General features: G+C 44.8%; 13 protein-coding genes. 7 read left to right on the forward strand and 6 right to left on the reverse strand.

Going from position 1 to position 17,710, the window contains the following annotated elements; all coding sequences use genetic code 11:
* Positions 1 to 4: 4 nt before the first annotated feature.
* Positions 5 to 2,443 (reverse strand): heavy metal translocating P-type ATPase, encoded by a 2,439-nt coding sequence (locus BBC0178_RS02870; RefSeq protein WP_078040323.1) that lies wholly within the window; start codon positions 2,441 to 2,443, stop codon positions 5 to 7.
* A 200-nt stretch (positions 2,444 to 2,643) separates the two neighbouring features.
* Here BBC0178_RS02870 and BBC0178_RS02875 point away from each other — a divergent pair, with 200 nt between their 5' ends.
* Positions 2,644 to 3,063, forward strand: coding sequence for a MerR family transcriptional regulator (locus tag BBC0178_RS02875; protein ID WP_078039140.1), 420 nt, complete (start codon positions 2,644 to 2,646; stop codon positions 3,061 to 3,063).
* A gap of 28 nt (positions 3,064 to 3,091) precedes the next feature.
* On the opposite strand, the gene BBC0178_RS02880 is transcribed toward BBC0178_RS02875, so the two are convergent.
* Entirely contained in the window at positions 3,092 to 3,304 is a 213-nt protein-coding gene (locus tag BBC0178_RS02880) for a heavy-metal-associated domain-containing protein (RefSeq protein ID WP_075870258.1), read from the reverse strand.
* Between the two features lie 112 nt (positions 3,305 to 3,416).
* On the opposite strand from BBC0178_RS02880, the gene BBC0178_RS02885 reads away from it, so the two are divergent.
* The gene (locus BBC0178_RS02885) at positions 3,417 to 4,754 is read left to right on the forward strand and encodes an MFS transporter (RefSeq protein WP_078039141.1); all 1,338 of its coding nucleotides are present in this window, start codon (positions 3,417 to 3,419) and stop codon (positions 4,752 to 4,754) included.
* Positions 4,755 to 4,903: 149 nt separating this feature from the next.
* Complete coding sequence (locus BBC0178_RS02890; protein WP_078039142.1) at positions 4,904 to 5,197, forward strand: YggT family protein; 294 nt, start codon at positions 4,904 to 4,906, stop codon at positions 5,195 to 5,197.
* 95 nt (positions 5,198 to 5,292) lie between these two features.
* On the opposite strand, the gene BBC0178_RS02895 is transcribed toward BBC0178_RS02890, so the two are convergent.
* The 4 genes from BBC0178_RS02895 to mgtE all read right to left on the reverse strand — a co-directional run bounded on the left by BBC0178_RS02895 (position 5,293) and on the right by mgtE (position 11,415).
* Positions 5,293 to 6,576 carry an MFS transporter gene (locus BBC0178_RS02895; RefSeq protein WP_078039143.1) on the reverse strand — a complete coding sequence of 428 codons (1,284 nt, stop codon included), beginning with the start codon at positions 6,574 to 6,576 and terminating at the stop codon, positions 5,293 to 5,295.
* Between the two features lie 562 nt (positions 6,577 to 7,138).
* The gene (gene ppa, locus BBC0178_RS02900) at positions 7,139 to 7,666 is read right to left on the reverse strand and encodes an inorganic diphosphatase (protein ID WP_077970583.1); all 528 of its coding nucleotides are present in this window, start codon (positions 7,664 to 7,666) and stop codon (positions 7,139 to 7,141) included.
* Positions 7,667 to 7,734: 68 nt separating this feature from the next.
* Positions 7,735 to 9,564 carry a translational GTPase TypA gene (gene typA, locus BBC0178_RS02905; protein WP_077970584.1) on the reverse strand — a complete coding sequence of 610 codons (1,830 nt, stop codon included), beginning with the start codon at positions 9,562 to 9,564 and terminating at the stop codon, positions 7,735 to 7,737.
* Positions 9,565 to 10,035: 471 nt separating this feature from the next.
* The gene (mgtE, locus tag BBC0178_RS02910) at positions 10,036 to 11,415 is read right to left on the reverse strand and encodes a magnesium transporter (RefSeq protein ID WP_078039144.1); all 1,380 of its coding nucleotides are present in this window, start codon (positions 11,413 to 11,415) and stop codon (positions 10,036 to 10,038) included.
* Positions 11,416 to 12,198: 783 nt separating this feature from the next.
* On the opposite strand from mgtE, the gene BBC0178_RS02915 reads away from it, so the two are divergent.
* The 4 genes from BBC0178_RS02915 to BBC0178_RS02930 all read left to right on the forward strand — a co-directional run bounded on the left by BBC0178_RS02915 (position 12,199) and on the right by BBC0178_RS02930 (position 17,591).
* Complete coding sequence (locus tag BBC0178_RS02915) at positions 12,199 to 13,698, forward strand: ABC transporter substrate-binding protein (RefSeq protein WP_078039145.1); 1,500 nt, start codon at positions 12,199 to 12,201, stop codon at positions 13,696 to 13,698.
* 448 nt (positions 13,699 to 14,146) lie between these two features.
* Positions 14,147 to 16,171: a M3 family metallopeptidase gene (locus tag BBC0178_RS02920; protein WP_078040324.1), complete on the forward strand. Its 2,025-nt coding sequence runs from the start codon at positions 14,147 to 14,149 to the stop codon at positions 16,169 to 16,171.
* A 288-nt stretch (positions 16,172 to 16,459) separates the two neighbouring features.
* Positions 16,460 to 17,065 (forward strand): 3-isopropylmalate dehydratase small subunit, encoded by a 606-nt coding sequence (leuD, locus tag BBC0178_RS02925; protein WP_078039146.1) that lies wholly within the window; start codon positions 16,460 to 16,462, stop codon positions 17,063 to 17,065.
* Between the two features lie 103 nt (positions 17,066 to 17,168).
* Positions 17,169 to 17,591, forward strand: coding sequence for a metallopeptidase family protein (locus tag BBC0178_RS02930; RefSeq protein ID WP_078039147.1), 423 nt, complete (start codon positions 17,169 to 17,171; stop codon positions 17,589 to 17,591).
* The last annotated feature ends 119 nt before the right edge of the window (positions 17,592 to 17,710 follow it).

The following is a 17,710-nucleotide window of genomic DNA, read 5'->3' on the forward strand; positions in this document are numbered from 1 at the left end:
CATTTTATTTTTTGAATAATAAAAGCCGCAAAGCATTGAGTGTGACGAGAACAGTCGCTCCGGTATCGGCCATAACAGCAAGCCAAAGTCCTGTAATGCCGAAGATTGTTGTCAGAAGAAAAATCAACTTCAAACCGAGCGCTATGGCAACATTTTCCTTGATATTCAACATGGTAGCTCGGGCAAGCGAAATCAGTGTCGGTATATCGCTCACGCGGTTGCGCAATATGGCTGCATCGGCTGTTTCCAATGCCACATCGGTTCCCGAGCCCATGGCAATGCCGACATTTGCCGCTGCCAGTGCCGGTGCATCATTGATACCATCGCCCACCATAGCAACAATATGATTTTTGCCAAGTTCCTTGATGGCTTCCACTTTCATGCCCGGCATCAATTCCGCTTTGACTGCAAGCCCGAGTTTTCTTGCAATGGCTTCTCCGGTCTGTTTATTGTCACCGGTCAGCATAACGGCTTCAATGTTCAACCGGCGGAGTTCTTCCAAAGCCGCGAGCGCATCGTCCCGTGGCTCGTCGCGCATTGCAATAACGCCGATTGCCTTACCATCATGATGAACAACGACGACGGTTTTTCCTTCGCTTTCGAATTTGTCAGCACTTTTTTGCAATGTTTGGCCGATAACACCGTAATCGCCTGAAAATCTCGGTGCTCCGATGAAAACCGGCTTGCCTTTCCATTCGGCAATAATACCTTTACCGGCAACGGCTTTGACATCTTTCACCGAAACGGCTTCGATTTTCCGTTTTCCGCTTTCGGTGATAATGGCAACAGCAAGCGGGTGGCTCGATTCCCGTTCCAAAGCAACGGCAAGTTGCAATACCTCGTTTTCCGAATATTCGGTTGCAACAACATCTGTGACAACAGGTGTGCCTTTGGTCAAAGTACCGGTTTTATCGAATGTTATACAATCGACCTTCGATAAAGTCTCGACCACGTTCCCGCCCTTGACAAGAAGACCATGACGGGTGCCGGTCGAAAGTCCGGATGCAATAGCTGCCGGTACAGAAATAACAAGCGCACAAGGGCAACCGATCAATAATAGAGCCAATCCGCGATAGGTCCATTCTCTCCATTGCCCGTCAAAGAGTGGAGGGATGATGGCGACGAGGATAGCGATACCGACGATAATTGGCATATAGACTTTAGAAAAAGCATCGATGAAACGTTCTGTCGGGGCTTTCGCATCCTGTGCTTCTTCGACAAGCGAGATGATGCGTGCAATGGTATTATCGGAGGGCTTGGTTTCCACACGAATACGCAATGTTGATTCATTGTTGATGGAGCCGGCGAAAACCTTGCTGTTGATTGTCTTTGTTACGGGAATCGATTCGCCTGTAATCGGCGATTCATCTACACCGGAGGTTCCCTCAATAACAACGCCGTCTGCCGGCAAACGATCGCCCGGTCTTGCAAGAACAATATCGTCAATTTGAAGGCTTTCGGCAGGGACTTCTTCAAGCTTGCCATTGACTTCTTTCCAAGCGGTTTTAGGCGCAAGCTTGCTTAATGACTTGATGCCCGCACGTGCATGACCTGTTGCAACTCCCTCAAGCACTTCGCCAACACAAAAGAGAAAGACAACCACGGCTGCTTCCTGGGTTGCATTAATGAAAATGGCACCGATAGCCGCAATTGTCATCAGCATTTCAATCGTAAAGGGACTGCCATTTTTCAATGCGGCAAACGCCCGTTTTGCAACCGGAAGAAGTGCAGCGAGTGCGGCAATCGTAAAAAACCAGAATGACAAATGTGGTAAAAACGTCGATGCAATATATGCAAGAGCAAGGAGAACACCGGACAAGATCGCCGCTTGGCCTTTTTGTGTTTGATACCAGTATTTTTCTTCTTGTTGTTCAAGCGGCTGGTCATTGTCGATTTTATGCAGGCGATAACCAAGCGATGCGACTGTCTTTTCTATCTCTTCCGGGCTCACACGGCTTTTATCCGCTTTTAAAGTCAGTCTTTCTCTGGTGAGCGAAACATGGACATTTTCCACGCCCGACATGCGCTCCAAAGCGGTGGTAATGGTTCTTGCACAGGCTGCGCAATCCATGCCTTCAACCCGCCATAAAGAATCATTTCCCGCCTCTAACCGCGGGTCATCATCAATGATTTCTTCATCTTCATCATCGTGTTCATGGGAATGATTATGGTGTTCATGTGAATGATCGTGACAATGGTCATCAGAGCAATGATCATGCGTGTGTTCATGGTGGTCGTCATGATGATGTCCGGCATGCGCGTGATGTTCGTGATCATGTTCTTTTTTATTTTCGGACGCCGGTTCTGCCTCGGTTCTACAGTGTGCGGCTTCTATTGACGAAGAGATAATTTCATGATGTTTGTCATCATATCCGGCCTCATTGGCACTATTCTTTTGATGATCATGACCATGTGGAATAGTTTCTTTTTCGACTTCAGCCATGGGTCTGTCTCCTGTTTTGGCTTTTCCGTCATGCAGCGAAAATCTCGACACTCGAAAATTGATGAGCGTTGAATTTCGTCGTTAAAATTTGGCTCTCGAAATCCGCCAACTGAAATTTCAAAAAAGGACATTTCCGATGGTGGAATTCATTGTCGAATAATTATATAATTCCTGTAGTAACTACAGCTTCAAGAGGAAAAATGCAGAAAATTTATTTTTCAATTGGCGAACTTTCAAAACATAGCGGCTGCAATATAGAAACCATCCGTTATTATGGAAAAATTGGCCTCCTAGACGAGCCTGAGCGTACAGAAGGCAATCAGCGCCGTTATGTCGAAGCTGATTACAAGCGCCTATTGTTTATTTTAAGAGCCAGAAATCTTGGCTTTTCTATTGAAGCCATCCGCCAGCTTATAGCATTATCCAAACATCCGGATGATCCATGCGGGGAAGCGGATACCATTGCCCATAAGCAACTTGCAGAAACACGTATGAAAATTGCACGATTGAAAATTCTGGAAAAAGAGCTGGAGAGGATTACAAAGCCGTGCGTCGGCCACAAAATACATGAATGCAAGGTTATTGAAAGCCTCGCGGATACAAGCTCTCTTCAAGCATGATCGCTTGAAGAGAGAATTTTATTGATTTTTACAAGGCTTGAGGCGTATAGCCTTCTTCCTTCATAATGTCGGCCAAACTTGCCTTGTCGGCCACACCTTTGACTTTGACGAGATGTTTGTCGAGCTCAATATTGACATCGGCAGACGGATATTTTTCTTTGATTGCATTGGTGATTGTTTTTACACAATGCCCGCATGTCATATCTTCTACCTTGAACAAGCTTGTGTTTTGATCAGACATTTTTATATTCCTTTGCCTATTGACTATTTACTATAATATGAGGGGTTCCTATAGGGTAAGGTCAAGGGCGGGGGGTTGTTTATTTTTATAAAGCCCGTAAAACAGGAAAAAGATGAAGTCTGCACGTAATTTGAATAGTGATGACATACGCACGCTGGCGCTTGCCTCTTTGGGGGGAGCACTCGAGTTCTATGACTTCATTATATTTGTGTTTTTTACAGCCGAAATTTCCCATACGGTTCTCCCGTCAGAAATGTCGCCTTGGCTGGCCACAACGTGGACCTATGGCATATTTGCCGCCGGTTATCTGATGCGGCCCATCGGGGGAGTCGTCATGGCACATCTTGGCGATAAACTTGGGCGCAAGCGTATTTTTACGTTCTCGGTCCTTTTGATGTCGCTTGCAACCTTGGGCATGGCTTTTGTGCCGACCTATAACCATTTCGGTATTCTTTCTCCGCTTATTCTTTTGGCCTGCCGGATGATGCAAGGGTTGGCCGTCGGCGGCGAAGTTCCCGGTGCATGGACATTTGTAGCCGAGCATGTTCCGGAGCGTCACGTGGGGCTTTCAACAGGTGTTCTCACCTCCGGTCTTTCTCTCGGCATTCTGATCGGTTCTTTTATTGCTTTTGCGATCAATCATATTGTTCATAACAATGTTTTGCCGTGGCCTGAAAATGTAACCGATTTTTGGGGCTGGAGAGTTGCCTTCATCATTGGCGGGATTTTCGGGCTGATTGCTGTCTGGCTCAGGCGCTTTCTGGAAGAAACGCCAATATTCAAAGAACTGAAAAGGAAAAAAGCTCTATCCAAAGAAATTCCTTTGAAAGTAGTTTTGACGAAATATCTGGGAAGCGTTGTCGTAGCAGTTCTTTTGACATGGACTTTATCGGCAACAATTATGATTAGTACCTTGCTCACCCCGAACTATATGAAAGCTGCGCCTTATAATTATTCGGGTGATATCACCCTTGCGGCCAATTCGATAACCAGTTTTTTTCTCATTCTTGGAACGCCGGTTGCAGGATTTCTGTGTGACCGCTTCGGTAGCGGCAAGTTTTTTACGTTTTCCGGAATTGTTTTTGCAGTCGTTTCCTACATTTTTTATCATTGTGCCGGCTATTCAACGGGCTTGCTCTTTGTGCTTTCGGCTTTTCTCGGTTTTTTCGCCGGCTATGTCGGTTCGGTCGCTTATGTGATTGTTCGTAGTTTCCCGGCAACAGTGAGGTTTTCCGGTTTGTCTTTTTCTTATAATATTGCCTATGCAGTTTTCGGTGGCTTGACGCCATGGGCAATCAATTTGATGCAACCGGTTTTTCCCATGTTCCATATGTGGTATCTGATTATCATTTCCCTTCTAGCAAGCCTTGTCGGGCTTTACCTGATTTTTTACGGGGAAAAGAAACAAATGCCGATAGGGATTGAAGAGCTTGAAACAAAGGATTTGTAATTGCTCCGACCGAAATGTGCATCAAATTCAAAACTTTCCGGTGTTCTCGGCAGTTTTCACGAAAAGCTTGAATGCTCGTTAAAAAAGTCTTGCTCATCAAATATTTGAATGGCAATTTTGCTGTTCATCGACTTTCGAAGGAATAGAGAATGATTTATGCTTTGCTATATGTGATAGATCGTGTTTTTGATGTTTATATTTTCATTCTCATTGCGGGCGCTGTATTTTCATGGCTCTATGCGTTTAATATCGTCAATCCGCACAACCCGCTGATAGCTGCAATCGGCAATTTTCTTTATCAGATAACCGAACCGGTACTCGCGCCGATCCGGCGTATTCTCCCAAACTTGGGATCAATCGATATTTCGCCAATTGTCGTATTGCTGATTATCTATTTTATTCGCACCTTTATGCGGCGCGCCTATGACGGACTCTTTTTCTAAATCCGAACGGTATATGCGGGATTAAAAAAGTATCCAAAGAAGATGGTAAGGGATGTGGTTGGCATCCCTTATTTATGTGATCGTTTCTGCGGCCATTAGTGAACTTTTTTGTTCCGGCTTAAAAATACTGCACCTAAACACAAAATGTTGGTGAAGATGAGGTAGAAGGCCGGCGAGGCGGGATTGCCGGTGAGCTCCAATATCCATGTAACAACGATTTGAGCGGTTCCGCCAAAGAGGGAAATTCCCAAAGCATAAGAGATAGAAAATCCGGTGGCTCGCAATCTTTTCGGGAAACATTCACATAAGAATATAACAATTCCGGCACCGCTAATGTTCTGCAAGGCTGTAAAAATGGTAATGACGCCGAAGAACACCCAAATGCTGTTGAATTGGTTGACGAGATAAAGTCCCGGCCACAGGATAACGAGCAATATGATGCGGGGAGCAACGATTGTTATTCGCCGTCCGAACCGGTCGGCACAATAACCGCCAATCAATGCAAAAATAACAACCCCCAACCCGACAACAAAAGTGGCAAGCATCGCAAAATTTTCGCCATAGTGCAGTTCGGTCAGGGCATAAGTCGTTGTGTAATTTAAAAAATATTGCGTAACGGTACTGCCGGAAAGGACGAATATCCCGATAAAAATCAGAGCACTGTGATGCTCGAATATTTCTTTTAGCAGTCCCTTTGTCGAGTTGTTTTCGGCTTTGTCTTCAAGTTTTAATGTTTCACCAAGATGGCGACGCATCAAAATTGCAATCGGTAAAATGCAAAGTCCCAGACCAAAAGCAATGCGCCATCCCCAATCGGTTTGTTGTTGGTGTGTCAGATAAAGGCTTAAGATATAGCCGACCAAACCGGCAGTTATTGCCGCGGCGCCCTGTGCCACAATCTGCCAACTCGCATAGAAAGCGCGTTTTCCTTCTGGAGCAGCCTCCATGATGAACGTTGTCGCAGGCCCTGCTTCGCCGCCCCAGGCAAGCCCTTGTGCCAATCTGGCAATCACCAGCAATATGGGTGCTGCAATTCCGATTTGCTCGTAGCCGGGCAGAAGAATAAGCCCTGCAGTGCCGATTGCCATTAACAACATTGTCAGGATCATTGCGGGTTTGCGTCCGACCTTGTCGGCATAGGTGCCGATGAGGATTGCCCCCAAGGGGCGGGCTATAAAACCTATGCCGAATGTTGAAACCGACGACATCAGGCTGACAAACTCGTTGTCAGAAGGAAAAAAAGTTTTCCCGATCATGAAAGCGAATGTTGTGTAGACGATAAAATCGTAAAATTCGACAGCATTACCGATAGCAACAGCGGCTACATCACCTTTGGTGATGGTGTGGCTTTTTTCAGGGGCTTTTACTGCAGCATCCATACGTCAAAAATCCCGTTGCACTCTCTTTATCGGAATTGGGCGCCAGTTTTGCACCAATTATTATCAACCTTTTAATCAAAAAGACCGGTTACGGACAGATAACAAAACAAGTTTTTTGGTGCGTAACGGCATTTTGATGAGGCCTCGCTTTAATAAGCAAAAAATATGATTTGTTCAGCAATTTGTGTGATTATCATTCCAAGCTTATAGGACATTTATACGGGTTGCCAAATCAGCAGCTTGTCAATAACAAGTTTTTGTCGGCAATTTCTTTTTCGGGACAACGCATAAACAGTCGATCATCGGAATGCCGCTCTCCCATAAGCAGTCAATGACAATCACACCCCGTATAAATAAAACTTGTACAAAAAAACCAGGCAGGACATTGTCCCGGAAAAACCAAGCGGGACAGGCTTCAAAGTGGACAAGAGGACAACGGACGTGTTGCTGTTAAAACCACTTGCCATGATGCTAAAAAACAACGCCCGACAAAGTTTGACGGGCGCTTTAATCAAATATTTTTAAAGCTGATTGATAGAAGACTATCAATTATTTCCAAGGATTATTTTTTAGCGCGCTTGATTGCTTTGTTGATGAGCTCGCGGGCAAAATCCTCATCTTCCCATCCACCAATCTTGACCCATTTGCCGGGTTCGAGATCTTTGTAATGCTGGAAGAAATGTTCGACCTGTTTCAAGGTTATTTCCGGCATATCGGCATAGTCGTGAACATCGACATAACGTTGTGTCATTTTGGGTGTCGGAACAGCAATGATTTTTTCATCTTTGCCGCCGTCATCTTCCATAATCAAAGCGCCAATCGGACGGCAATTGATAACGCATCCTGGAACAAGCGGACGGGTGTTAAGAACGAGAACATCAATCGGATCGCCATCTTCCGACAAAGTGTGCGGAACAAAACCGTAATTGCCCGGATAGGTCATCGGGGTGTAGAGAAAACGATCAACAAACAGCGCACCCGACTTTTTATCCATTTCATATTTGATTGGTTGACCGCCGACCGGCACTTCGATGATAACATTAACATCTTCCGGCGGGTTTTTGCCGATGGGGATCAAATCAATATTCATAGAGACATCCTTTCCAGAATAAAAAGAGCCGGACACCTTCTAAAGTATCCGGCATAAATGGTCAAAAATCAGGCAGCACTGTCCGACGGACGTGGCTTTCCGTTTCTTTTACGATCAATCGGATCAAGATAAAGCTTGCGCAGACGAATGTTCTTTGGCGTAACCTCGACGAGCTCGTCATCCTGAATCCACGATAACGCACGTTCCAATGTCATTTTGATAGGAGGAGTGAGTTTCACAGCCTCATCCTTTCCGGCAGCACGAACATTGGTAAGCTTTTTACCCTTCAAGACGTTTACATCCAAATCATTATCACGTGAATGGATGCCGATAATCATTCCCTGATAGACTTTGACACCCGCATCAATGATCATCGGGCCGCGGTCTTCAAGATTGAACAGGGCATAGGCTACCGATTCACCATTATCGTTGGAAATCATGACGCCATTGGTACGTCCGGCAATATCGCCTTTATATGGTTCATAGTCATGGAACAAGCGGTTCATGACGGCAGTGCCACGCGTATCGGTCAATAATTCCGACTGGTAGCCGATAAGGCCACGTGTGGGCGCATAAAAGACCATGCGGACACGATTTCCACCTGACGGCTTAAGCTCGATCATCTCGCCTTTGCGTTCCGACATTTTCTGGACGACGATGCCGGAATATTCCTCGTCAACGTCAATGACAACTTCTTCGACCGGTTCAAGCTTGTTGCCGTTCTCGTCGGTATGCATGACAACACGTGGACGGGAAACTGAAAGTTCAAAGCCTTCACGGCGCATATTTTCAATCAAAACAGCAAGCTGCAATTCGCCACGGCCGGAAACATAGAAGGAATCCTTGTCTTTTGATTCCTCGATTTTCAGAGCAACGTTCCCTTCGGCCTCTTTGAGCAAACGGTCACGAATGACACGACTTGTAACTTTGTCACCTTCTGTCCCTGCAAGCGGGCTGTCATTGACAAGGAAACTCATTGTGACCGTCGGCGGGTCAATCGGCTGGGCCTTCAAAGGCTCGGTTACTGACGGGTCACAGAATGTGTCGGCAACGGTACCTTTTTGTAGACCGGCAATTGCAACAATATCGCCGGCATCACCTTCTTCAATCGGTTGGCGCTCAAGTCCACGGAAAGCAAGAATTTTTGAAATTCTGCCACTTTCAACAAGATTACCCTGCTGGTCGAGAACTTTTACAGCCTGGTTCGGTTTGATTTTACCGGAGTGAATTCTACCGGTGATAATACGACCCAAAAATGGATCGGCTTCCAGAATAGTACCGATCATCGTGAAGGGGCCCGGAGCGACAGTCGGAGCCGGTACGTGGCGCACGACCATATCGAACAACGGTGCCAATCCTTGATCCTTCGGGCCGTCAGGGCTTTCGGCCATCCAGCCATCACGACCGGAACCATAAAGGATCGGGAAATCAAGTTGTTCATCTGTCGCGTCAAGTGCGGCAAACAGATCAAAAACTTCATTGATAACTTCTTCAGGACGTGCGTCGGGGCGGTCGATCTTGTTAATGGCAACAATCGGGCGCAGGCCAACTTTCAAGGCTTTGCCAACAACAAATTTTGTTTGCGGCATCGGGCCTTCGGCGGCATCCACGAGAACAATGGCTCCATCCACCATATTAAGGATACGTTCCACTTCACCGCCGAAATCGGCGTGTCCGGGTGTATCAACAATATTGATACGCGTATCTTTCCAAACGACAGAGGTAACTTTGGCAAGAATGGTAATTCCACGTTCTTTTTCAATATCGTTGGAATCCATCATACGCTCGCCAGTGCGTTGGTTTTGGCGGAAATTTCCTGATTGCTTTAGTAGCCCGTCGACAAGGGTTGTTTTACCGTGGTCAACGTGGGCAATGATTGCAATATTGCGCAATTGCATGTAAATCTTCTTTTCGTTCACTGAAATTTCGAAAATACGGCAACAACAAGCTGCCGCATGGTGTTGCATGCCTCTTACAAGTTTTTTACGGTTTTTGGAAGAGGGGGAAACCTTTTTTAGCTAAGATAAACGCATTATCATAACTTTGAACCTTCGAAGGCATTCTTCCGATTATATGAGAATAGTCGGTTGGCTAATCAATATCTCACCATAAAATGCCTTCTCTCAATGAAAATAATTATTAAAAAATCAAGAAAATAATTGCAAAAGAGAAGAAGCGTAATGGCATTATTCTATTCAGCCATAGTTTCTCAATGACGAGGCCGTCTATATCGGCACAAGCAGATTGTGCGCTTTAATCTGGCTTGTGTTTTTTTAATGCCGATTGTGCATTTGAATAATGAAGGCCGTCGTTCAATGTCGAAAAATAGAACAACGGCCTTAAACAGGGACTCACACTTAAAAAAGGACTCACAAAAGTGTGCCACTTAAAATAAGTGCGGCGACAGAAAAATAAATAACAATACCGGTTACGTCGACCAGTGTTGCGACAAAAGGTGCAGAAGCACTCGCCGGGTCAAATCCCAGACGGTTCAGAAGGAAGGGAAGCATCGAACCTGTGAGACAGCCGAACATAACAATGCCGATAAGGGCGGCTCCCACCGTTATTGCCACCAGCACCCAATGTTCGCCATAATCGTAGATGCCGGTTTTTTGCCACACGATAATGCGTATAACGCCAATCAATCCGAGCATGGCTCCCAAAGATACGCCAGCCGGTATTTCCCTTAAAGCGACTTTCCACCAATCTCTGAGTTCAAGCTCTCTTAAGGCAAGTGCACGAATGATAAGAGATGTTGCCTGAGAACCGGAATTACCGCCGGAACTCATAATAAGCGGAATGAAGAGGGTGAGAACAATCGCTTTTTCAAGCTCGACCTCAAAATGCTGCATGGCACTGGCGGTTAACATTTCGCCCAGAAACAAGACGGCAAGCCAGCCACCACGCTTTTTCATCATATCGAAAAAGCCGATATCCATATAGGGCTTGTCGAGCGCTTCCATACCACCGAATTTATAAGCATCTTCACTCATTTCTTCGGTCATCGCATCAAGCACGTCATCGACTGTTACAATGCCGATCACATGGTCGGTCTCGTCTACAACCGGAACCGAGAGCAAATCGTGACGCCGGAACAGACGCGCAACTTCTTCCTGATCGGTCAAAGGACCAATCTTGATCGGCTCACCATTGGTGGCAGCATTAAGAATCGTGTCATCGGGATTTGCCAGAATAAGATTCCTGAGTGATACCGCTTTGATCAGAACGCTGGTTTCCGGATCAATGACATAACTTGCGTAAACTGTCTCGCGTGTACGCTCGACATCGCGGATATGATCAAGCGTTTGACGAACCGACCAGGTTGAAGGAACAGCGATAAATTCTGTTGTCATTAACGCGCCGGCGCTGCCATCAGGATAACTCGACAGCTTTTTCATTTCGGCGCGGGTGAGTGGCTTCAGGAGCGGGTAAAGTTTGGCGCGAGTCGCCTCTTCCATTTCCTGAAATACATCGGCTGCCTGGTCGGCAGACATTCCGTCAAGAATTGTGACAGAACGCTCGGTCGGCAGCATTTCAAGAATCTGCCCCGGCTCGTCAAGTTCCGGCTTGTCGAACAGCTCGATAGCATATTCTATCGGCAAAAATTTGAACACATTTACCCGTTCGACAATGTCGAGATCATTAATGACATCGACAGCGTCGGCAAAATGCAGACGGCTCAAGCGCTCGGCAAGCGCCTCAGCAGACAGCGTTTTGACATCAAATGCTGAAGTCTGGTTTTCAGTCATGATGGAGCTCCTTAAGAACAGTTCTTGATGGGCATTGAACCTGTCGGGCAGGTTTGACATCCCGGCAGATCATTTGTGGGGGGAGCGTTTCCCTACGCAGATGTTTCAATTGTTATGTTTTGAACGAAAGTCAAGCACTGTTTGGCTATCAGTCACTTTTATTCTTATAACTTCAAAAAACAGTGGAAACTTGATGGATAATTTCTTTTTTTAAGGCTGGATCTGTCCCATTAAAGGAACAAGCTGTATTGAGCTATTGTATTCGAGATATGCTGCTTGTTTTATATAAAATTATAATATAATTATTTAAAAATACGTTATTAATAATAAAAGTATAATATAAAACATTTATAATTTTAATATAAACACAAATTCATATTTTTATGCAATCTGATAAATTGTATAAATAAGATAATCTATGATTTTTATTTAATTAATGAAAAATATTTTAGTCGACAACGTATAATGAATTTAGTTTTTGATACCACATAACAAATAATAATCAACAACGAGTTGATTTAGCCCAATTTGATAATAATTTTCCGTTTTTGGCCTTCCGCTGCAATTATAGCATTCAATAACAAATGCGTTATGTTACATTGATTGCGCCATGATAGATGAAAATTAATAGCTTGTTTTGAACAAGGTTCAGAGCTCGGGGATTTTTGAAACATAAACTTGGATAGAGATCAAAGTGAGTCACTCTAAAGATTTTGCTGAAATATCCGGAGAACCCGCCTCATTGACAAGCCCAACAATGAGCACAGCAATGAGGGGATATTGATGTGCTTGTTTTTCTTCTGTTTATTTGTTTCACCTGTCTTCGCATCATCAGCTTCCGAACTCAAAATTGCACTTCAAGACGATCCTGATAGTTTGGATCCGGCCTTATCGAAAACGTTTTCAGGACGGCTAGTTTATACGGCGATATGCGATAAACTTGTTGATATTTCCCCTGATGCCAGTTTTGTTCCCGAACTTGCTCAAAGTTGGTCTTTTTCTGAAGACGGCAAGATTTTGAAAATGAGTTTACGAAAGGATGTCGTCTTTCAGGATGGCACTCCGTTTAATGCCGATGCAGCAGTCTATTCTTTAAAACGTACAATCGGTTTTTTGCAATCCGTTCGGGAAAACGAACTTGATTCTGTTGCTTCTGTCGACGCAACAGGCCCCTTCGAATTGACGATCAAATTAAAATATCCTGATGCGTCACTTTTATCGCAACTCGCAGATCGGGCAGGGGTCATGGTGTCGCCCAAAGCAGCGCGTGAAATGGGCACAGATTTCGGGTTGAAGCCTATTTGTGCGGGGCCGTTCCGCTTTGTCGAGCGCGTTCCACATGACAGAATTGTTTTGGAAAAATTCGATCGCTATTGGAACAGCCAACAAATCAAACTTGACCATCTCACTTTTTTGTCGATCGAAGATCCGTCGGTGCGTTTTTCGAATTTGCGTGCCGGAATTGTCGATATGGTTGACCGGCTTTCTTCAAGCGATTTTGCCAAAGCTAAAACGGCATCCAGATTAGAAACGAACAGAATAGCGAGCGAAGCTTATATTGCGTTGACAATCAATATCGCAAATGGTGACAAAGCAATGACGCCGCTCGGACAACAGAAATTGCTGCGTCAGGCATTTTCGTTTGCTATTGATCGTGCGTCTATTCGTGACACCGTTTATGACGGTGCAATGATTGTCGGCAACCAGCCTTGGGCACCGGATACAATCTGGTACAATTCAGGTTTTCCGGTTTCCCCGCGCAATCTGGAAAAAGCCCGTCAGTTAATAGAACAAGCCGGTTTTGCCAATCAGAAAATCGATGTCCAGATTTCCCATAGTAACGACCCGACAATTGTTCAGGTGATGCAGGCAATCCGGACGATGGCCAATGAAGCCGGCTTCAATGTCAGTCTTCGTCCTAAAGAAGAAACCAAACTTGCTATCGATAATAAGAGCGGCAAATTCGAAGTTTCTGCACAAAGGTGGAGCGGCCGGATTGATCCGGATGGAAATATCTTCCGGTTTGTTACCTGTGAGGGGGCAGGCAACATAGGTAGATATTGTAATCGCGCTCTCGATGACAAACTCTCTTTGGCAAGAAAGACCCCCGATCCTGCCGAACGTGCCGATCTCTATCATCATGCTATAGCTATTCTTCAAGATGATATGCCGATCATTTATCTCGGCCATCCCGATTATATCTATGCCTACACCAAAAAACTCCACGGTTTTGAACCTTATCCGGATGGATTGATCCGTTTTTCCAATATGTATAAAAATTGACGTTCGCCCCTGTTTTGAAGTGTGGGCAGAAAGAAAAGTTTTGTTCCACGGTTGGAACCGGCATGATTAGAACCCGTTTTCATAATTTGGAAAAACGTCTTGGAGAAGTTAATGAATTTCCCAAGATAGGGAATTTTCTGGGGAATTGAATTTTTTAAGACAAGGAATTTTTTAAGACGGGGAATTTTTTAAGACGAGGAATTTTATCGAGGGGGAGATTCCGATGTTTTGCGGCTTCAAAGAAAAGTAATTTCGAAAATGACCTAACGAAAACGCCGCTTCATAAACGCCGTTTCTGTCTTTCTTCATCCGAAAGACAGAAGAATGGATACGCATTTAAGGGTAAAAAGAGTTTGAGAGACGCTGGCATTCATAGTTTTAATTATTACATGTGGTACACATTGATCATTGCAAACAATTTGCAGCAAAAAGATTGGAGATAAAAAATATGTCAAAAACGGCGTTGCTGGAGTGGACCGGTTTTGAAGGTCTGCCTGATTTTTCAAAAATTCATGATGAAGATTTCAAGCCAGCTTTTGAAGAAGCATTAAAAGATGCCGAAGCCGAAATTGAACAAATTGCGGCCTCTCCGGAACCTGCCACGATTGACGGTTTTTTGCAGTCGTTCGAGCTTGCAGGCAAGTCTCTTGACCATGTATGTTCGGTTTTCTTTCTCCGTTCGGGTGCCTATAGCAATGATCTGATCCAGCAATTGGAACAGGATTTTGTACCGAAGCTATCGCGTTATTCTTCAAAATTGCTTATGGATCCGCGACTTTTTGCAAAAATTGATGCCCTCCATGAGGAAGCAAAAAAAGCAAAATTCGATGCCGAAACCACGCGTGTGATCGAACTCACATGGAAAGGGTTTGTTCGGAACGGTGCACTTCTTGATGAAAAGGATAAAAAAAGACTGGCAGAGATAAACGAGCGATTGGCTTTGCTTGGCGCACAGTTCGGCCAACATGTATTGAATGATGAAGCCGATTGGGTTCTTTATCTTGAAAAAGAAGACTTGGCCGGACTTCCGGACGATCTTATTGCGACAATGAAAGAGACGGCAAAGGAAAGAGGAAAGCCGGATTCCTATGCACTGACGCTTGCGCGTTCGGTTGTGGAACCGTTTCTGACTTTTTCCGACCGGCGGGACTTGCGCCAGATTGCCTTTGAGGCCTGGGCAAAGCGTGGCGAAAATGGCAATAAAAATGACAATCGGAAGATTATCAGCGAGATTGTGGCATTGCGTGATGAAAAGGCAAAGCTTCTCGGCTTTAAATCCTTTGCTGCGTTCAAACTCGACAACACAATGGCCAAAACGCCCGACAATGTCATGAAGCTTTTAATGCCTGTCTGGAAGCGAGCTGTTGCCAAGGCCGAAAAAGAAGCAGAAGAGCTGCAAAAACTGGCAGCTGAGACAGGAAGCAATGACGAATTGGCTGCTTGGGATTGGCGCTATTATGCGGAGAAACTGCGCACCAAATTATTCTCGTTCGATGAAGCATCGGTCAAAGTCTATTTTGAACTGAATAAAATGATTGAAGCCGCTTTTGCGACCGCAAAGAAGCTTTTCGGTGTCACTTTTGAAGAAAAGCATGGCGTACCGCTTTGGCATGAAGATGCACGGCTTTTCGAGGTCAAAAATCCTGACGGAAGCTTACGCGGGCTTTTCATTGGAGATTATTTCGCCCGCCCGAGCAAACGCTCAGGTGCATGGATGAGCGAATTACAAACCGAACATCATCTTAAAAAAGGGCGCAAACCGATCATCTATAATATTTGTAACTTTGCCAAGCCGCCCAAGGGAAAACCGGCACTTTTGTCATTGGATGATGCGCGAACCCTGTTTCACGAATTCGGACATGCCCTCCATGGTCTGTTATCGGAGGTTAAATGGCCATCTGTTTCGGGAACCTCTGTGGCAAGAGATTTTGTCGAACTTCCTTCACAATTGTTCGAGCATTGGGTCACTGTTCCGGAAACCTTGAAAACTTACGCAAGGAACGTCAAAACCGGTGAACCAATGCCGCAAGAATTGCTCAACAAGGTTCTCGCTGCACGCACGTTCAATGGTGGCTTTGACGCCGTCGAATTTACGGCTTCCGCGCTTGTTGACATGGCCTTCCATGAAGGCGGAAAAGTTGATGACCCGACCGAATTCGAGAAAAAAGAATTGCAAAAATTGGGTATGCCGAAGGCAATCATTATGCGCCACCGTCCACCCCATTTCACGCATGTATTTACCGGTGACGGTTATTCTGCGGGCTATTACTCCTATATGTGGGCAGAAGTTCTTGATTCAGATGCGTTCGAGGCTTTTGAAGAAACCGGCAATGCCTTTGACCCGAAAACAGCTGAAAAACTGAAAAAATATATTTATTCGGCCGGTGGCAGTCGTGATCCGGAAGAACTTTATAAAGCTTTCCGCGGCCGCTTGCCGAGCCCGGATGCATTAATGAGGAAACGCGGTATTTGAGTAGTACGGCCTTGTTAGAGGTGTGATTAACCGAAAGGAGGAAAATTCACTCCTTTCGGTTTTAAGGGTTTTATCTTGTGGTGTTTTTTGGTTAAAAATCCGCCAGAAGATGCTTCTTTTGAAAATTCGTCATTCAAATTGCAGTTATAAATTAAAGAAGCCAACCTGAATTTGATATAAAAAGCCGGGGAAATGGCGCATAGGATGAGCTTGTCTCCATCACTTTGACAGCTTACTCATGCAGGAGTAAGAATTATTGGAAAAACTCTAAAATTCGGATTTTGAAAAATGGAAAAGTTCACAACACTGACGGGTGTTGCAGCCCCAATGCCGGTTGTCAATATTGATACCGATATGATTATTCCAAAAAACTATTTGAAAACGATCAAACGGACGGGGCTGGGCAAAGGGCTTTTTGCAGATATGCGTTATCGTGATGACGGATCTGAAAATCCTGATTTCGTTTTGAACAAACCCGCTTACCGTCACGCCAAAATCATTGTCGCGGGAGATAATTTCGGTTGTGGTTCATCGCGTGAACATGCGCCTTGGGCATTGGCCGATTTCGGGATACGTTGTGTTATTTCGACTTCATTTGCCGATATTTTTTATAACAATTGCTTCAAAAACGGTATTTTGCCAATTATTGTCAGTCCGGAAGATTTGCAAAAACTGATGGAGGATGCAGAACGCGGTGCTAATGCAACCATGACCATCGACCTTGAGAAAAAGGAAATCCATGGACCTGACGGTGGAACATTGAAGTTCGATCTTGACGAATTTCGCCGGCACTGCCTGTTGAACGGACTTGACGATATTGGATTGACTATGCGCAAGGTGTCCGAAATTGATTCTTTTGAAAAAAAGAATGCAAAGGAACATCCATGGGCCTGAATTAACGGGCTTTAAAAAAATTAAACCGGATTTTGAATTAGCCGCTTGAGAGCGAGCTAATAAAACACGTTTTTGATAGCTGCAATGGAGCATGTAATTTAATATGGCTAGACCAGACCATAGTCATAACTGGGCCTCTCGCCTCTCTCCAAGTTTGAATGAAATAGATTCTATTGCCCGAAATTCTTTTGCCAATTTGCCGTCAAAATTTCGGGTTCTTTGTAAGGACCTTGTTATAAGTGTCACGGATTTTCCTGATGACCAGATGATGGATGATATGGGACTTGAATCTCCGTTCGAGCTTTTGGGCTTGTTTGAAGGACAAGGCATTAGCGAGCGGTTTTCTCTGAATACTGGCAATGAAACGAACCGGATTACATTGTTCAGGCGACCAATTCTTGATTATTGGTCTGAAAATGATGAAGCACTAGGCGATATTGTAACCCATGTTCTTATTCAGGAAATCGGCCGTAACTTCGGTTTGTCGGACGACACATTGGATGAAATAGAAGAAGCTGTCGAATAAGATCGAATTACAAAGTAACGATCATCGTTTTCTTGGCTTATTCACATTTGCTGCAACAGGTTTTTCCGGTATTTCCCGATTGTTATTTTCTTTAACGCTCACTCATTTCCATATCATTA

This window comes from Ditibartonella apihabitans (assembly GCF_002007485.1).
In the GTDB taxonomy this organism is placed as follows: Bacteria; Pseudomonadota; Alphaproteobacteria; order Rhizobiales; family Rhizobiaceae; genus Bartonella; species Bartonella apihabitans.